Annotated in this window: 16 protein-coding genes; 9 read left to right on the top strand and 7 right to left on the bottom strand. The window is 68.2% G+C overall.

Going from position 1 to position 17186, the window contains the following annotated elements; translation table 11 throughout:
- Nucleotides 1–182: 182 nt before the first annotated feature.
- Complete coding sequence (gene orn, locus PO768_RS12540; RefSeq protein WP_137942116.1) at nt 183–746, bottom strand: oligoribonuclease; 564 nt, start codon at nt 744–746, stop codon at nt 183–185.
- A 53-nt stretch (nt 747–799) separates the two neighbouring features.
- Between orn and PO768_RS12535 the strand changes: the two genes are divergently transcribed.
- Genes PO768_RS12535 through rsgA form a run of 3 tightly spaced genes read left to right on the top strand, consistent with a single transcriptional unit; the run spans nt 800 to nt 3329 of the window.
- Nucleotides 800–2089 carry a M48 family metallopeptidase gene (locus PO768_RS12535; RefSeq protein WP_272646331.1) on the top strand — a complete coding sequence of 430 codons (1290 nt, stop codon included), beginning with the start codon at nt 800–802 and terminating at the stop codon, nt 2087–2089.
- A gap of 2 nt (nt 2090–2091) precedes the next feature.
- Nucleotides 2092–2424 carry a 4a-hydroxytetrahydrobiopterin dehydratase gene (locus PO768_RS12530; RefSeq protein ID WP_272646330.1) on the top strand — a complete coding sequence of 111 codons (333 nt, stop codon included), beginning with the start codon at nt 2092–2094 and terminating at the stop codon, nt 2422–2424.
- Complete coding sequence (gene rsgA / locus PO768_RS12525; RefSeq protein ID WP_442953221.1) at nt 2379–3329, top strand: ribosome small subunit-dependent GTPase A; 951 nt, start codon at nt 2379–2381, stop codon at nt 3327–3329. Before PO768_RS12530 ends, rsgA begins: the two co-directional genes overlap by 46 nt.
- A 3-nt stretch (nt 3330–3332) precedes the next feature.
- Here rsgA and PO768_RS12520 read toward each other — a convergent pair whose 3' ends face one another.
- From PO768_RS12520 to PO768_RS12510, 3 genes are all read right to left on the bottom strand, one after another.
- A complete protein-coding gene (locus PO768_RS12520) occupies nt 3333–3605 on the bottom strand; it encodes a hypothetical protein (RefSeq protein ID WP_137942112.1) in 273 nt (90 codons plus the stop codon).
- Nucleotides 3606–3623: 18 nt separating this feature from the next.
- Nucleotides 3624–4376, bottom strand: a complete 753-nt coding sequence (locus PO768_RS12515; RefSeq protein WP_262970551.1) for an SDR family oxidoreductase — start codon at nt 4374–4376, stop codon at nt 3624–3626.
- 75 nt (nt 4377–4451) lie between these two features.
- Nucleotides 4452–5483: a 6-phosphofructokinase gene (locus PO768_RS12510; protein WP_272646328.1), complete on the bottom strand. Its 1032-nt coding sequence runs from the start codon at nt 5481–5483 to the stop codon at nt 4452–4454.
- A gap of 76 nt (nt 5484–5559) precedes the next feature.
- On the opposite strand from PO768_RS12510, the gene PO768_RS12505 reads away from it, so the two are divergent.
- Nucleotides 5560–5982, top strand: coding sequence for a response regulator (locus tag PO768_RS12505; protein ID WP_269840203.1), 423 nt, complete (start codon nt 5560–5562; stop codon nt 5980–5982).
- Here the strand turns inward: PO768_RS12505 and PO768_RS12495 are convergent.
- Nucleotides 5936–7816, bottom strand: coding sequence for a M3 family metallopeptidase (locus tag PO768_RS12495; RefSeq protein ID WP_442953220.1), 1881 nt, complete (start codon nt 7814–7816; stop codon nt 5936–5938). The genes PO768_RS12505 and PO768_RS12495 overlap by 47 nt on opposite strands.
- A 444-nt stretch (nt 7817–8260) precedes the next feature.
- Nucleotides 8261–8920 carry a hypothetical protein gene (locus PO768_RS12490; protein WP_272646327.1) on the bottom strand — a complete coding sequence of 220 codons (660 nt, stop codon included), beginning with the start codon at nt 8918–8920 and terminating at the stop codon, nt 8261–8263.
- Between the two features lie 125 nt (nt 8921–9045).
- On the opposite strand from PO768_RS12490, the gene PO768_RS12485 reads away from it, so the two are divergent.
- From PO768_RS12485 to PO768_RS12475, 3 genes are read left to right on the top strand one after another with little or no spacing between them, the layout of a single operon-like run.
- Nucleotides 9046–9606, top strand: coding sequence for a YaeQ family protein (locus PO768_RS12485; RefSeq protein WP_272646326.1), 561 nt, complete (start codon nt 9046–9048; stop codon nt 9604–9606).
- A 47-nt stretch (nt 9607–9653) separates the two neighbouring features.
- A complete protein-coding gene (locus PO768_RS12480) occupies nt 9654–11699 on the top strand; it encodes a prolyl oligopeptidase family serine peptidase (protein ID WP_272646325.1) in 2046 nt (681 codons plus the stop codon).
- Nucleotides 11699–12553: a DUF924 family protein gene (locus tag PO768_RS12475; protein ID WP_272646324.1), complete on the top strand. Its 855-nt coding sequence runs from the start codon at nt 11699–11701 to the stop codon at nt 12551–12553. The genes PO768_RS12480 and PO768_RS12475 overlap by 1 nt, the downstream gene beginning before the upstream one ends.
- Nucleotides 12554–12559: 6 nt before the next feature.
- On the opposite strand, the gene PO768_RS12470 is transcribed toward PO768_RS12475, so the two are convergent.
- On the bottom strand, nt 12560–14263 hold the full coding sequence (locus PO768_RS12470; protein WP_272646323.1) for a long-chain fatty acid--CoA ligase: 1704 nt from the start codon (nt 14261–14263) through the stop codon (nt 12560–12562).
- Between the two features lie 247 nt (nt 14264–14510).
- Between PO768_RS12470 and PO768_RS12465 the strand changes: the two genes are divergently transcribed.
- Nucleotides 14511–15002 carry a molybdopterin-dependent oxidoreductase gene (locus PO768_RS12465; RefSeq protein WP_272646322.1) on the top strand — a complete coding sequence of 164 codons (492 nt, stop codon included), beginning with the start codon at nt 14511–14513 and terminating at the stop codon, nt 15000–15002.
- Nucleotides 14999–17185: an ATP-binding protein gene (locus PO768_RS12460; RefSeq protein WP_272646321.1), complete on the top strand. Its 2187-nt coding sequence runs from the start codon at nt 14999–15001 to the stop codon at nt 17183–17185. The genes PO768_RS12465 and PO768_RS12460 overlap by 4 nt, the downstream gene beginning before the upstream one ends.
- The last annotated feature ends 1 nt before the right edge of the window (nt 17186 follow it).

Here is a 17186-nt window from a genome sequence, read left to right as displayed (position 1 = left end):
ACCCAGGCGCCGGCGCGCGCGGCCGCATGGGCGGCATCCAGCACGGCCGGCAGCTCGGCCGCACTGGCGGCGCGCAGCCAGCGCTCGGGCGGGGCGTCAAAAGCGCCACGCAGACGTTCGCCGTCCTCTCGCGCCAAGGGGTGGCGCGGGAAGTCAAAAGCGGCCCAGAGCACGGAGCGCTCTCAGAGGCTCAGCAGATGCTCACGGTAATAGACCAGCTCGTCGATGGACTCGTGGATATCGGCCAGCGCGGTGTGCGCCTGGGCCTTCTTGAAGCCCTCGATGATGCCGGGCTTCCAGCGCCGCGCCAGCTCCTTCAGCGTCGACACGTCCAGATTGCGGTAGTGGAAGAAGTCTTCCAGGCTGGGCATGTAGTTGGCCAGGAAGCGGCGGTCCTGGCAGATGCTGTTGCCGCACATCGGCGACTTGCCGGCCGGCACATACTGCTTCAGAAAGGCAATCACCTCGGCGGCGGCCTGCTCTTCGCTGACGGTCGAGGCCTTGACCCGGTCGATCAGGCCGCTCTTGCCGTGCGTGCCCTTGTTCCAGTTGTCCATCGCATCCAGCGTCGCGTCGCTCTGGTGGATCGCGAAGACAGGGCCCTCGACACGTGTCGTCAGATTGGCATCGGTGACGACCACGGCCACCTCGATGATGCGATCACGGTCGGGGTAGAGACCGGTCATCTCGAGATCGATCCAGATCAGGTTTTGTTCGTGGCTGGCCAGGGTGGCGATATCACTCATTGGGATTCCTCGTCTTTGTCGGCGCATATTGTCGCAGCCCTACACTTCAGTCCATGTTCCCGTCCCAACTCCCTCCCATCCACCCGACCGCGCTGAGCCTGATCTTTGCGGCCGCGCTGCTGCTGTCGCTGGCGCTGAAGCTCTGGCTGTCGACCCGCCAGGTGCGCCACGTGATGCGGCATCGCAACGAGGTGCCGGCCGCCTTTGCCGCCACCGTGCCGCTGGCCGCGCATCAGAAGGCCGCCGACTACACGGTGGCGCGCAGCCGTTTCGGGCTGCTGGCGATGGCCTTCAATGCCGCCGTACTGCTGGGCTGGACCCTGCTGGGCGGGCTGGACGCGCTGAATCTGCGGGTCTATGAATGGGTGGCGCCACACTGGGGCGGCATGGCCTACCAGCTGGCGCTGCTGCTGGCCTTCAGCGTGATCGGCGCGCTGCTGGACCTGCCCTTCGAGCTCTACAACACCTTCCGCATCGAGCAGCGCTTCGGTTTCAACCGCATGAGCTGGCGGCTCTATCTGGCCGACGCCGCCAAGAGCGCGCTGGTCGGCGCGCTGATCGGCCTGCCGATCGCGGCGCTGATCCTGTGGCTGATGGGCGCGGCCGGCGGGCTGTGGTGGTTGTGGGCCTGGGGCGCCTGGATGGGCTTCAATCTGCTGATCCTGGTGCTCTACCCCACCGTGATCGCGCCGCTGTTCAACAAGTTCGAGCCGCTGGCCGACGAGGGGCTCCGCAGCCGGGTCGAGGGCCTGATGCAGCGCTGCGGCTTTGCGGCCAAGGGTCTGTTCGTGATGGACGGCAGCCGCCGCTCGGCCCATGGCAATGCCTATTTCACCGGCATCGGCGCGGCCAAGCGCGTGGTCTTCTTCGACACCCTGCTGCAGCGCCTCAGCGGCCCCGAGGTCGAGGCGGTGCTGGCCCATGAGCTGGGCCATTTCAAGCACAAGCATGTGCTCAAGCGCATGGTCCTGATGTTCGCCTTGAGCCTGGCCGGCTTTGCGCTGCTGGGCTGGTTGTCGCGTCAGGTAGGCTTCTACTTGGCCTTCGGCGTGCAGCCGAATCTGGCAGCGCCCAATGATGCGCTGGCCCTGCTGCTCTTCATGCTGGTGCTGCCGGTGTTCGGCTTCTTCTTCACGCCGCTGGCCAGCCGCCTGTCGCGCAAGGACGAGTTCCAGGCCGATGCCTATGCCTGCGCCCAGGCCAGCGGCGCCGATCTGGCCGCCGCGCTCTTGAAGCTGCACGAGGACAATGCCGGCACCTTGACGCCGGACCCGGTCTACGCGCGCTTTTACTACTCCCACCCGCCGGCCAGCGAACGCCTGGCCGCGCTGCAGACCCCATGACCATGAATCTTCTTCTTGCCCAATGCACGCCCCAGCGCGAGGCCCTGCCGCTCGAACAGCTGGCCGACTGGCTGGTGCAGACGCCCGGCTGGGCTGCCGACACCGAGCACAAGGTGATCGGGCGGCGCTTCGATTTTGAGAACTTCTACCAGACCATGGCCTTCGTCAACGCGGTGGCCGAGATCGCCCATGCGCAGGACCATCACCCGGAGATGATGGTCGGCTTCGATGCCTGCACCGTCAGCTTCAGCACCCATTCGGCACAAGGCCTGACCTCCAACGATTTCATCTGCGCCGCTCAGGTGAGTGCCCTGCCCGAGGCCACGGCCGGATGAGCAAATTCAACGCGCTGGACCTCGGTCGGGGGGGGCGCGGCCATGGCCGGCACTACATCGTCGAAGCCGCCGACGGCCGTCGCCTGGTCTGCCATCCGCGCGCCAAGATGAGCGACTGCGTGGTCGGCGACCAGGTGCGCTGGGCACCGTCGGGTTCGGACGAGGGGGTGATCGAGGCCGTCGAGCCGCGCCGCAATCTGCTGTTCCGCCAGGACGAGTGGAAGACCAAGAGCTTCGCCGCCAATCTCGATCAGCTGCTGATCCTGGTCGCGGTGGAGCCGGTGTTCAGCGAGAGCCAGCTGTGCCGCGCACTGATCGCGGCCGAGAGCGCCGGCATCGCGGTGCGCATCGCCTTGAACAAGACCGACCTGCCGGGCACCGAGCAGGCCCGCGAACGCCTGCTGCCCTACCGCGAGATGGGGCTGGAGGTGATGGAGGTGGCGCTGAAGGCCGACCCGGTCGGCTCCAGCGCCCTGCTCTCTCCCTGGCTGGAGGGCAAGCGGACCTTTGTGCTGGGGCCTAGCGGCACCGGCAAAAGCACGCTGATCAATCTCTTGATCCCCGATGCCAAGGCGCAGATCGGCGAGATCTCGCAGGCGCTGAATTCGGGCCGGCACACGACGACGACGACGCAGTGGTACTGGGTCGACGCACAACGCCAGACCGCGCTGATCGACTCACCGGGCTTCCAGGAATTCGGCCTGCAGCAGATCACGGCCGAGCAGTTGCCGCTCTTGATGCCCGACCTGCGCAAGCATGCCGATCATTGCCGCTTCTACAACTGCACCCATCAGCATGAGCCCGACTGCGGTGTGCGTGCCGCAGCCGCAGCCGGCCTGATCAGCCCCTCGCGCTTTCGGATCTACGGCGAGATTCTGCAGGAGCTGGGCGCCAAGCGCTGGTAAGGCTCAGGGCTCCAGCCGCGGCTGCGAGGGCTTGACCTCGCGCACCTCGACATCGACGACCTCGCCCATGGTCCTGGCTGCGGTCCCACGGCGGAACTGCTGGCGCGCACGGGCAAAGCCCGAGACATCGATGACGGGCTTGCGGCCCCGCACCAGACTCCACAGCATCAGGCCCAGCATCGTCACCAGGGCCACGGCCATCAGGCCCAGCACCAGCACGACAGTGGCGACCGCGAGCAGCAGACGCAGGGCAAACGTAACAACAGCAGACAGCAAAACCTATCCTTTACGAAGTCAACCGCGGCCGACAAAGGGCATCTTCGTCGCCATCACGGTCATATTCTGCACATTGGCCTGCAGCGGCAGGCCGGCCATATAGAGCAGCGCGCTGGCGACATGGGCCACATCCATTGTCGCCTCGACGGCGATCTCGCCGTTGGCCTGGCGCACGCCCTGGGTCATAGGCCGCGCCATCTCGGTCAGCGCATTGCCGATGTCGAGCTGGCCGCAGGCGATGTCGAAGGGCCGGCCGTCCAAGGACAGCGACTTGGTCAGCCCAGTGATCGCATGCTTGGTCGAGGTATAGGGGGCGGAGTTGGGGCGCGGCGCATGGGCCGAGATCGAGCCGTTGTTGATGATGCGGCCGCCCTGGGGCTGCTGGGCCTTCATCAGACGAAAAGCCGCCTGGGCGCAGAGAAAGCTGCCGGTCAGGTTGACATCGACCACCGCCTGCCATTGCTCGAACGGCAACTCGTCGATACAGACGCCGCGCGCGGACATGCCGGCGTTGTTGAACAGCAGATCGAGCCGACCGAAGGTTTCACGGATGCGCTCGAAGGCCTGGGCCACCGCCTGCGGCTGGCTGACATCGGTGGGCAGCAGCAGATAGCGCTCGGGCGCCGCCGCGGCGGTTTCCTCCAGCGCCTCCATGCGCCGGCCCAGCAGGGCCACGCGGTAGCCGGCGCCGGCCAGGGCCTGGGCGCAGGCCCGGCCTATGCCGCTGCCGGCGCCCGTCACGGCGGCGAATTTTTGCGTTGGAGCTGTCATCGCGAAATTGATCAGGCTTGCGGGATTGCAGGGCCAGATGATGGCATCAATTGAAGTCCAATGCTGCCGGCGCGCTCAGGGATTGGCCAGCACACCCAGACAGCGCGCCGCCTGCATCAGCTCATGATCGAGCGGCACCAGGCGGCTGGCCCCGGCCACATCGGCCAGACTCACGGCCACGCAGCGATCACCCTGCAGGGCCACCATCTGCCCATGGCCGCGCTGCAGCACCAGCTGCGCCGCCTGCACGCCGAAGCGGGTGGCCAGCACCCGGTCGAAAGCGGTCGGCGCGCCGCCGCGCTGCAGATGGCCCAGCAAGGTGTAGCGCAGCTCGGCCTCGGGGCCCAGGCGCGGGGCCAGGTCTTGCATCAGCCGCTGACCGACCGTCTCGCCCGCGCTCTCGCCTGCGGCGGCGAGCTTGACGCCCTCGGCCACGCAGACCAGCGCATAGCCCTGCTCGCGGCTGCGCCGCTCGCACAGCGCGGCCAGCGCCTGGCCGTCATAGCCGAGCTCGGGCAGCACGATGGCGTCGGCACCGCCGGCCAGCCCGCCCTCCAGCGCGATCCAGCCGGCATGCCGGCCCATGGTCTCCAGCACCATCACCCGGCCATGGCTGCGCGCCGTGGTGCCCAGCCGCCCCAGCGCGTCGGCCACCACCGCCACCGCGCTGTCGAAGCCGAAGCTGCGCTCGTTGTGCATCAAATCGTTGTCTATGGTCTTGGGCACACCGACCACCGGCACGCCCAGACGCGCAAAGCGCTCGGCGATCGTCATCGTGCCATCGCCACCGACGGCCACCAGCACTTCGATGCCATGGCGCTGCAGGCAGTCCAGCGCCCGGGCCGAGCAGTCGGCACCGCCGGCGCCGAAATAGGCAAAGGGATCGGCGCGGTTGTGGCTGCCCAGCACGGTGCCGCCCTCGTTGATCAGGCCGCGCAGCCGGGCGGCGTCGAGCGGCTGCACCCGGTCTTCCAGCAGACCCAGAAAGCCCTGCCGTATGCCGCTGACGCGCACGTCGCCGGCCTCGGTCAGCGCCAGGGTCAGCGCCCGTATCACCGCGTTCAGGCCCGGGCAGTCGCCGCCACCGGTCAGAATTCCCACATGCATGTCATCACTCCCAGGAATGGGTCCATGCTGCCACGTCAGGCGCTACATTTGTAGCCGTAGCCCCGGAGACCCGCGAGTGACAGAGTTCAGCCCCATCAGACCCCTCCCCCCTGGCCAGCCTGCCGGCGCCGGCAAGCTGCTCTATATCGAGGACAACCCGGTCAATCAGCTGGTGGTGCAGGAGTTGGTGGCGCAGCGTCCGCTGCTGCAGTTGGTCTGCGAAGAGGATGGCGGCCGCGGTCTGGCGCGCGCACGGACCATGCAGCCGGACCTGATCCTGCTGGACATGCAACTGCCCGACTTCAATGGTTACGAGGTATTGCAGCAGCTGCGCGCCGACGCGCAGACCGCTGCCATCCCCTGCATCGCGCTGTCGGCCAATGCGATGCCCGAGGACATCCGGCGCGCCCGCGAGGCGGGTTTCACCGACTACTGGACCAAGCCGATCGACTTCAAGGCCTTTCTGAGCGGGCTGGACGCCCGCTTCGGCAAGGCCTGAACCGACCCGCCTGATCCGGGACGATCAGGCCGGCAGCAGACCCCGGCCCCGCAACATCGGCGCCACCACCGCATCGCGGCCCCGGAAGGCCCGGTAGGCCTCGCGCGGCTCGCGGCTGTTGCCACTGGCGTAGATATGGTTCAGCAGGGCCTGCGCGACCTGGGGATCGAAGGGGCTGCCCGCCTCGACAAAGGCCTCGTAGCCATCGGCATCCAGCACCTCGGCCCACATATAGACGTAGTAGCCGGCGGCATAGCCGCTGCNCGACAAAGGCCTCGTAGCCATCGGCATCCAGCACCTCGGCCCACATATAGACGTAGTAGCCGGCGGCATAGCCGCTGCCGGCGAACAGGTGCTGGAAATGCGCCAGCCGGTGGTTCATGCCGATTGCGGCCGGCAGGCCGTAGGCCGCCATGGTCCGGGCCTCGAACTCGGTGATGTCCGGGCCCTGCTCGTCGGTCAGCGAATGCACGGCCATATCGACCAGGGCGCTGGCGGTGTAGCGCACCGTCTCATAACCCTGGTTGAAGAGCTCGGCGGCCTTCAGCTTGGCCAGCAGCGCGTCAGGGATCACCGCGCCGGTCTGGTAGTGGCGGGCGTGCTTCTTCAGCACCTCGGGCTCGCTCATCCAGTGCTCGAACAGCTGCGAGGGCAGCTCGACGAAGTCGCGCAGCACCTGGGTGCCCGACAGGCGCTCGTACTCGACATTGGACAGCAGGCCGTGCAGGCCATGGCCGAACTCATGGAACAGCGTGCGGGCGTCGTCGAAGCTCAGCAGCGTCGGCTCGCCGGGCGCGCCCTTGGCGAAGTTGTTGTTGTTCAGGATGACCGGGATCGCGCCGATCTCGTTGCGGGCCTGCCAGCGCAAGGCATTCATCCAGGCGCCGCTGCGCTTGGTGGCACGGGCGAAGTTGTCCTGCAAAAAGACGCCGCGCGGCGCGCCGTCGGCCCCCTGCACCTCGTAGACCTTGACATCGGCGTGATAGCCGGCGACCTCGGGCTTGGCGACGAAGCGCAGGCCGAACAGACGGCCGGCGCAATCGAACAGCGCCTGCACCATCGCATCCAGCGGGAAGTAGGGCTTGACCTCGGCCTCGTCGAGATCGTAGCGGGCCTTGCGCACCTTCTCGGCATAGAAGCGCCAGTCCCAGGCCTGCAGCTCGAAACGGTGGCCCATCGAGACCATCATGCCCTCCAGCAGCTCGCGCTCGGCCTGAGCCGCAGCCTTGGCCGGCTCCCAGACCTGGGTCAGCAGGCCTTGCACCGCCTCGCGTGTGCCGGCCATCGTGTCGGCCAGCGCATAGTCGGCATAGCAGGCATGGCCATGCAGGCGCGCCTGCTCGTTGCGCAGGCTCAGGATTTCCTGGGCCACCGCACGGTTGTCGGTCTCGCCGGCCTTTTCCCCGCGGCCAACCCAGGCTCGCCAGGCCTGCTCGCGCAGATCGCGGCGTTCGCTGAAGGTCAGGAAGGGCACGATGTGCGAGCGCGACAGGGTGATGGCATGAACGCCCTCACCCAGGCCACGATCGACAGCGGCCTGGCGCGCGGCGGCGCGCACGAAGTCCGGCAGACCGGCCTGCTCCTCATCCCCCTGCAGCAGCAGCTGGTAGCCGCTTTCGTCGGCCAGCACATTCTGCGCAAACAGCGTGTGCAGCTCGGCCAGGCGCTCGACCACCTGGGCATAGCGGCGCTGCGACTCGCCCTGCAGCTTGGCGCCGGCACGCACAAAGTCCAGATGCACACGCTCCAACAGGCGCAGCTGCTCAGGCGCCAGGCCCAGGGCCTGGCGCTCGGCATGCAGCGCGTCCACGCGCTTGAACAGTTCGGCATGCATATAGACGGCATTGCCGTGCGCAGCCAGCGGGGCGGCCAGCGCGCGCTGGGCGGCCTGCAGCTCGGGCGAGGTGGCCGAGGCGGCCAAGGTGTAGAACAGATGCTCGAGCCGGGTCAGCAGGCGGCCGCTGCGGTCGAACGCCGCCAGGGTGTTCTCGAAGCTCGGCGCGGCGCTCTGCTGGGCGATCGCATCAAGCTCGGCGCGGTGCTCGGCCAGTGCCGCCTCGAAGGCCGGCGCGAAATGCGCGGCCTCGATCTGGGCAAAAGGCGGCAGGCCGTAGGGGGTGGTCCAGTCTTGCAGCAGGGGGTTGCTCATGCCTTGTCTCACGGTGATGACGGCAGGGGTGGCGCCGCCATGGTGTTGTTGGGGTGGCGCGATTGTAGAAACGGCGCCAGCCCGGTGGGGGTGGCGCCGTTCAAAGACCGTGCGGTCCGGTGACTTTCTTTACTTCAGGCCCAGTTCCTTCTTGACGGCGATCTCGTCGGCCTCGTCATAAGGCTTCTTGCTGCAGTCTTCCTTCCAGTCATCGACCTTGTCCAGATGCGCTTCGGCGCGGGCCTGCAGGGCCTGGGTGTCGGCATTGTGCTTCTCGACCTTGGCATCGAAGGCCTTGGCGTCGGCGCTGTACTTGGTCTTGCTGGCGTTGAAGGCGTCGATCTTGGCGTCATGCGCGGCCGCCTTGGCCTTGTAATCGGCCAGCACCTTCTCGGCATCCGGGCGTTCCATCTTCGGCAGCTGGGCCTTGATCACTTCCTGGCCCTTGATCAGCTCTTCGCGTTCGGCCTTCAGCTCGGCGCCGGTAGCGGTCAGCGCCGCGCCCTGCTGGGTCAGCTCTTCCTTGGACTTGACCATCTCGGCACGCTCCTGGGCATTCGCGGCCTGGGCGGCCTTGATCTCCTTGGCGTCGGTCTCGTTCTTGTCGAAGGTCGTCAGGCAGGCGCGCAACTCGTCGCGCGTCATCAGCTTCTGCTTGGGTTTTTCGACGACGGGGCGGCTGACCTTGTTGTTCTTCGGGTCGACCTTGGCGTTCGGATTGGCCGGCTGGGCCAGCGCCAGCGCGGGCAGCAGGGCGGCGACGCAGGCGGAAAGCAGGACTCGTGTCATGGCAGGACTCTTCAGCGCGGAGGGTGAACACAGCGGCGCCGGCTCGGCGGCGCCAGGGCGGCATCATGCCATGCTGGGCAACAAGCCCGATAATCCGCCGCTTTGCCGCTCCCGAGACTCCCGATATGGCGCTCAAAGCCACCATTCACAAAGCTCTTGTGCAGATCGCCGACATGGACCGCCATGTCTACGGCGACCACAACCTGACGATTGCGCGCCATCCTTCGGAGACCGACGAGCGCATGATGATCCGCGTGCTGGCCTTCGCGCTGCACACGCCGGCCGATGATCTGAACGGCCGGCTCGAGTTCACCAAGGGCCTGTCCGATGTCGATGAGCCCGACCTCTGGCAGCTCAGCCTGACCGGCGAGGTCCTGCACTGGATTGACCTGGGCCAGCCCGATGACCGCCGCCTGATGAAGGCCCATGGCAAGGCCAACAAGGTCACGGTGATCGGCTTTGCCAGCAGCACGCCGGTCTGGTGGGCCGGCATCGAGAACAAGCTGACGCGTGCGCCGCGCCTGTCGGTCTGGCAGATCCCCTACGAACAGTCGCAGGCCCTGGCCCGGCTGGCCGAGCGCAGCATGCAGCTGCAGGTCAGCGTGCAGGACGGCGGCATCTATGTCTCGACCGCGCAGGCCTCGGTCGAGATCACCCCGATCGCCTTGAAGGTGGCCACCGAATGAAGGCACTGCTGTTAGCCTGCGGGCTTGTTCTGACTTCTTTGCACACCATGGCTCAAGACACGGCCCCCTACCAATGGCTTGAAGAGGTGCAGGGCGAGCGCGCGCTGGCCTGGGTGCGCGAGCGCAATGCCCAGAGCCTGAAGACGCTGCAGGCGCGCCCCGAGTACGCCGGCATCCGCCGCGATCTGCTGGACGTGCTGAACGCCAAGGACCGCATCCCCTTCGTCAGCCGCAAGGGCGACTGGCTCTACAACCTCTGGCAGGACGAGCAGCACAAGCGCGGCCTGTGGCGCCGCACCAGCTTGGCCGAGTACCGCAAACCCGAGCCCAAGTGGGAGACCGTACTGGACCTCGACGCGCTGGGCCAGGCCGAGGGCGAGAGCTGGGTGTTTGCCGGCGCCAGCTGCCTGGCGCCGGACTACCGGCGCTGCCTGCTGTCGCTGTCGCGCGGTGGCGCCGATGCCCGTGTGGTGCGCGAGTTCGACCTGGTCGACAAGCGCTTCGTGGCCGGCGGCTTCACGCTGCCCGAGGCCAAGAGCCAGGTCGAGTGGATCGATGCCGACACGATTTACGTCGGCACCGACTTCGGCCCCGGCTCGCTGACCGACTCTGGCTATGTGCGCATCATCAAGCGCTGGCAGCGCGGCACGCCGCTGAGCGAGGCCAGGACCGTGTTCGAGGGGGTGGCCAAGGATGTGGCGGTGTCGGTCAATGTCGACCAGACACCGGGCCATCCCCGCACCCTGTTCACCCGCGCGCTGGACTTCTACAACCAGCGCAGCTTCCTGCTGCAGCGCGAGGACAAGCTGCTCGCGCTGGACCTGCCCAGCGATGTGCAGGAGCAGTTCTGGGGCGCGCGACTGATCCTGAGCCTGCGCAGCGACTGGAGCGTCGGTGGCCAGACCTACCCGGCCGGCGCGCTGCTGCTGACCGACGCGGCCGCCTATCTGCGCGGCGAGCGGCGCTTCCAGGCCCTGTTCACGCCGACCCCGACGCGCTCGCTGGCCGGCTACAGCCTGACCCGCTCGCACCTGATCCTGAACATCTCGGACCAGGTGGCCAGCCGCCTGGAGGAATGGGACTTTTCCGGCGAGCAGCCCAAGCACCGCCCCGTACAGGCGCCCTTCCCCGGCACGCTGAGCCTGGCCAGCCTCTACGACAGCGAGCTGCCCAAGGACGAACTGGGCGACCGCTACCTGCTGAACTACGCCGACTTCCTGACCCCCGACACCCTGTTCCTGGCCCGGGCCGGCAGCGATGCACGTGAGGCGCTGAAGAGCCGCGAGCCCAAGTTCAAGTCCGAGGGCATGCGGGCCGAGCAGTTCTTCGCCAAGAGCCGCGACGGCACCGAGGTGCCCTACTTCGTGATCTGGCCGGCCGACGCCAAGGCCGACGGCAAGAACCCGACCCTGCTTTACGGCTACGGCGGCTTCGAGGTGTCTATGCAGCCCTGGTACTCGGGCGGCTTCGGCCGCGCCTGGTACGGCAAGGGCGGCGTGCTGGTGCTGGCCAATATCCGCGGCGGCGGCGAGTTCGGCCCGACCTGGCACCAGGCCGCCACCAAGGCCAACAAGCAGCGCAGCTACGACGATTTCATCGCGGTGGCTGAGGACCTGATCGCACGCAGGATCAGCAGCCCGCGCCATCTGGGCATCATGGGCGGCAGCAATGGCGGCCTGCTGGTCGGTGCCACTTTTGTGCAGCGCCCCGAGCTGTTCAATGCGGTGGTCTGCCAGGTGCCGCTGCTGGACATGCGCCGCTACCACACGCTGCTGGCCGGCGCCTCCTGGATGGCCGAGTACGGCAACCCGGACGATGCGGCCGAGTGGGCCTTCATCTCGAAGTACAGCCCCTACCAGAACGTCAAGCCGGGCGCGAAGTACCCCAAGGTCTTGTTCACCACCTCGACCCGCGACGACCGCGTCCACCCCGGCCATGCGCGCAAGATGGCGGCGCTGATGCAGGCCCAGGGCCATGAGCTGCTGTATTACGAGAACATCGAGGGCGGCCACGGCGGCGCGGCCGACAACGAGCAGCGCGCCACCTTGCAGGCGCTGGAATACAGCTATCTGTGGCAGCAACTGGGGCGCTGATGAACACGCTGGACATTCGACACAACGAGCCCGCCCAGCGCTTCGAAGCCCGGGTCGAAGGACTGAGCTGCGAAGTCGACTATCTGCGCGAGGGTGAGCGGCTGATCATCACGCACACCGGCACCGATGCGGCGCTGCGCGGCCGCGGCCTGGCCGGCCAGATGGTGGCCCATGTGCTGGCCTGGCTGGCGCCGCAAGGCCTGCAGCTGGTGCCGGCCTGCAGCTATGTGCAGACCTATCTGGCCCGGCATCCGCAGTGGCAGCGGCTGTGCGAGCCGGCCGCCGTGCAGGCGGTCTTGAACTTCTGGTTCGGTGCGCTCGGTTCGGCCGAGGAGGGCCAGGTCCGCAGCGTCTGGTTCCAGAAGAACGAGGCCTTCGATGCCGAGATCGTCCAGCGCTTTGGCGCGACGCTGCAGGCGGCCCAGCAAGGCGGGCTGAGCCACTGGCAAGCGACGCCGCTGGGCCGGCTGGCCCTGATCGTGGTGCTGGACCAGTTCAGCCGCAATGCATTCCGGGGTCAGGCCGCCGCCTTTGCCGGCGATGCGCTGGCGCTGCAGCAGGCCCTGGGCCTGCTGGACAGCCCGGCCTATGCCTGCCTGAGCAGCCTGCAGCGCTGGTTCGTGTTGATGCCGCTGGAGCATGCCGAGGACCTGGCCCTGCAGCAGCGCTGCGTGCGCGAGTTCGAGGCCTTGGCGGCCGACGATGCCCGCCTGGCCGGCGCGCTGGACTATGCGCGCCGCCATCTGGACGTCATCGCGCGCTTCGGCCGCTTCCCGCATCGCAATGCGGCGCTGGGCCGCAGCAGCACCGCCGCCGAGCAGGACTATCTGGCCCAGCCCGGCGCCGGTTTCTGAGCCCGCTCAGGCCCGCTCCTTCTCCTGCAGCAGCCGCCACATCACCTTGCCCGAGCCGGACTTGGGCAGGCTGGCGACGAACTCGACCAGGCGCGGCACCTTGTAGGCCGCCATATGCTCGCGTGCCCAGCCGATGAGGTCCTCGGCCGTCGTGCCCTCGGCGCCGGCGCGCAGCACCACCACGGCCTTGACGGTCTCGCCGCGGTAGGCGTCACGGGCCGCGATGATGCAGGCCTCCTGCACGGCCGGGTGCTTGTAGAGCAGCATCTCGACCTCGGAGGGCCAGACCTTGTAACCGCTGGCGTTGATCATGCGCTTGAGCCGGTCGGTGATGAAGAAATAGCCCTCCTCGTCCATGCGGCCCAGATCGCCGGTGCGAAAGAAGCGCTTGCCGTCGATCTCGACAAAGGCCGCCGCCGTCGCCTCGGGCTGGCGCCAATAGCCCTTGAACACCATGGGCCCGTGGCTGATGATCTCGCCGACCTCGCCGAGAGGCATCTCCTCCAGCGTCACCGGATCCACCACTCGCGAATCGACCCCGAAGATCGGAATGCCCAGGCATTGCAGCTTGGCCCGCTCGGGCGGGTTGGCATGGGTGGGCGCGGCGGTCTCGGTCAGGCCGTAGCCTTCGGCAAAGGTCAGGCCGAACTCGGCGCGCAGCCGCTCGGCGACCGCCTGCGGCATCGCCGCACCACCGCCGCTCAGATAGACCAGGCTGGTGAGATCGAAGCTCTGGTAATTGGGGCTGCCGAACAGATCGATGATCATGGTCGGGATGCAGGTCCAGTGCGTGACCTGGTGGCGCGAGATTAGCCGCCCGGCCAGCTCGCGGTCCCAGCGCGGCATGATCACCAGGCTCATGCCCTGGTAGATCGGGCCCAGCACACCGTACAGCAGGCCGGTGATGTGGAACATCGGCACCACGGCCAGGCCCACCGACTCGGGCGAGGCATAGCCCCAGAGCCCGCCGCCGCAGGCATTGGCCATCAGCGTGCGGTTGCTGTGCATGCAGCCCTTGGGCAGGCCGGTCGTGCCCGAGGTGTAGGGCAGCAGGGCCAGGTCGTCGGGGCCGGCGCTGTGCGGCCCCGGCACCAGGCCGGCGGCCAGCGCCTCGGTCCAGCGCGCCGCGCCGGCGGGCGGGGTCGGGTCAGCCATCAGCCATTGCTGCAGGGCCGGGGCCAGCGCCAGTTCGGCGTCGACACCGGCCTCGGGCAAGGCCTCGGCATAGCGGGTCACCAACACGGCCTTCAGGCGCCGCTCCGGCGGCAAGGCGGCGTTGGCCACATCGACCACGGCAGCCAGATCGGCGCTGCAGATCACGACCCGGGTCTCAGGATCGCTGATGTAGTGGCCGAACTCCTCGGCCCGGTTCATCGGATTGACCGGCACGACCACCGCATCGGCGCGGTTGATCGCGTAGAACGCGATCAGGAACTGCGGGCAGTTCTGCATGAACAGCGCGACGCGGTCGCCTTTGCCCACACCCTGGGCCTGCAGCCAGCCGGCCAGCGCCTCGGCCTGGCGCCTGAGCTCGGCATAAGTCATCGAGCGACCGCAGAAGAGGGTCGCGGCCTTGTCGGGGTAGCGGGTGGCCGCCACCTCCAGATTGAACCAGAGCGAGGTCCGGGGAATCTCCAGCCGGCGGGGCAGGCGCCGGGGCCATGACAGATGCTGGCGGGTGTGGGGCGCGGGCGGATCGGCGGCGGTCATCGGGAAGTCTCCATCGGCGGGTCGAGCGCATCTTGTCGCGCCCGGGCCGGCGGGCTTGTCACCGGAGCGACAAGCGGTGCCGCTGATGTGCGGCACATCCACTCGCGGGGGTGCCAACAGGCGCGGCCATCGCGCATCAATAGAATGCCGGGCAACGCCTATGAAGCGCAACAGCTATGGCCCGGGCTCGCACGGGCGCCACATCTGCACCGATCTGCACTGGAGTGCCATGTCTTGCCCCATCTCTGTGAGCCGTCGCGACTGGCTGTGTAGCGCCGCCGCTGCGGCGTTCGCCGGTGCCGCCCAGTCCGGCACCGAGGACAAGGTGCTGCTGAGCATAGGCGGCACGCTCGGCCGCCCCGACCGGGACGGGCGTGCGCTGTTCGACATGAAACGGCTGCAGGGTTTTCCGCAGCACAGCCTGACGCAGAAGACGCCCTGGTATGCCGGCCCGCGCAAGTTCAGCGGCCCGCTGCTGCGCGAGGTGCTGGCTGCCGCCGGGGCCCAGGGCCAGAGCATCGAGGCCATCGCCATCAATGACTACAAGGTGACGATCCCGATGGACGACGTCAGGCAGCATGATGTGATGCTGGCGCTGCAAATGGACGACCGGCCGATGCCGCTGCGCGACAAGGGCCCGCTGTTCATCATCTACCCCTTCGACAGCGATCCCCGCCTGCGCACGAGCATCTACTACGCCCGCTGCGCCTGGCAACTCAAGGCGCTGGAAATCCGGTGAGCGCGGCCGCCACCGTCCCGCGCAGGCAGCGCCGGCTACGCCTGCTGCTGGCCTCGATGGGCGTGCTGCTGGTGATGGCCTTCGGCGCCGTCGGCCTGCTGCAGTCGCGCCAGTTCGAGCTGCTCAACACCACCAGTCGCTACCAGGGAGACTATCTGGTCTGGAGCTTGTTCCAGTTCGAGGTCGAGTATCTGAAGCTGCGCCTGGCGCTGACCCAGGCGCGGCAGGACCGCAGCCCCGAGGCGGCCGAGCAGGCGGCACAGCGCTACGAGATCTTCGTCAGCCGGCTCAGCCTGATCGAGGGCGAGTACGCGGCCAAGGTGCTCAGCGCCAACCCCGACTACCAGCGCACCTTGGAGCGCACCAAGGCCTTTGTGCAATGGGCCGACGCGCTGCCGCTGAACGCGACGCTGATCCAGCAGCAGGCACCGAGCATGCAGCAGTTGCTTGATCGCATGGACGGCCTGGCCGATGCGATCCGCGAGCTGTCGCTGACGGCCTCCCACCATGTGGCCAACCAGGTCAGCGGCCGCCATGAGATGGTGCGCTCGCAAAGCAGCCTGAGCCTGTGGCTGACCGCGCTGCAATGCCTGCTGTCGCTGGGCGTGGCCCTGATCGTGATCCGCCAGTTCCGCAGCCTGGACCGCCATGGCCGCGAGCAGGAGGCGCTGGCCGAGACCCTGCGCCAGGCGCGCCAGGAGGCCGAGGCCGGCAGCCGCGCCAAGAGCATCTTCCTGGCCAATATGAGCCATGAGCTGCGCACACCGATGCATGGACTCATGGGCATGCTGAGCCTGCTGCAGGACGGCCAGCTGCAGCCCGCCCAGCGCGAGCAGCTGCAGGCCGCCCACGAATCGGCCCGCCATCTGCTGGCCATCCTCAACGACGTGCTCGATGTCTCGAAGATGGAGGCCGGCGGCATCACGATACAGCCCGAACCGATGCAACCGGCCCGGCTGGTGCAGGAGCTGGAGGAACTGCTGTGGCCGCAGGCCAGTGCCAAGGGGCTGGATCTGAGCCTGCGCCTGGACGCCGAGGTGCCGGCCTGGGTCAGCGCCGACCCGACGCGGCTGCGCCAGATCCTGTTGAACCTGCTCAGCAATGCGATCAAGTTCTCCGAGCGGGGCCGGGTGGGCCTGCGCGTCAGCAGCACGGCCGAGGCCCTGGTCTTCGAGGTCAGCGATACCGGTTTGGGCATGGACGCCGCCACCCAGGCCAAGCTGTTCCAGCGCTTCAGCCAGGGCGATCAGACGCGCTCGCGCCGTTTCGGCGGCACCGGCCTCGGCCTGGAGATCTCGCGCAATCTGGCCCGGGCCATGGGCGGCGATATCGAGGTACGCAGCGAACCCGGCCGCGGATCGGTGTTCACGGCCCGGCTGCCGCTGCCGCCCTGCCCGGCAGCGGCCGAGGCGCCCTCGCCGCCCCCGGCCGCCATGGCCGCGCCGGCACGACGGCTGCGCATCCTGGTCGCCGAGGACCATCTGACCAATCGCAGCTTCCTCGAAGCGGTGCTGGAGCGGCTGGGGCATGCGGCGGTGTTCTGTGAGAACGGCTTCGATGCGCTGCAGCAGCTCAAGGCGGCCGACTTCGATCTGGTGCTGATGGACCTGCACATGCCGATGATGGACGGCTACCAGGCCGCCCGGGCGATGCGCGAGCTGCCCGGGTCGAAGTCGCGCACCCGCATCATCGCGCTGTCGGCCGATGCCTTCGAGGAGTCGCGCGAGCGCGCGCTGCAGACCGGCATGGATGGCTTCCTGGCCAAGCCGGTCGGCATCGCCGCGCTGGCCGCCCTGCTCGACGAGGAGGCGCGCGCGCTGCCGGCGGCGTCGGCGCTGCCAGACGGCGGCTTCGATGACAGCGTGCTGCTGGAGCTGCGCCGCAGCCTGCCGCCAACCAAGATCGCGCCGCTCTACCAGACCTTTGTGCGCGGGGTGCCGGCGAGCCTGCAGCGCCTGCAGGCGGCCGGCGCGGACGTCGCCCTGCTGCGCGCCGAGGCCCATGCCTTGAAGGGCGCCAGCGCCAGCCTGGGCCTGATCGGCGTGACCGCAGCCGCGCGCGAGCTGGAGCTGCTGGCCAAGTCGGGCAGCGCCGATGCATCGGCCTTGCAGATCGCGGTTCAGGCCCTGCTGAGCGCCTTGCAGCGCAGCGCCGAGCTGTGTGCCCGACGCGGGCTGGGCTGAA

This window comes from Paucibacter sp. XJ19-41, from assembly GCF_028462495.1.
Classification (GTDB): domain Bacteria; phylum Pseudomonadota; class Gammaproteobacteria; order Burkholderiales; family Burkholderiaceae_C; genus Roseateles_E.
The sequence above is the reverse complement of the archived record's forward strand: the minus strand, read 5'-3'. Positions and strand labels throughout refer to the sequence as shown.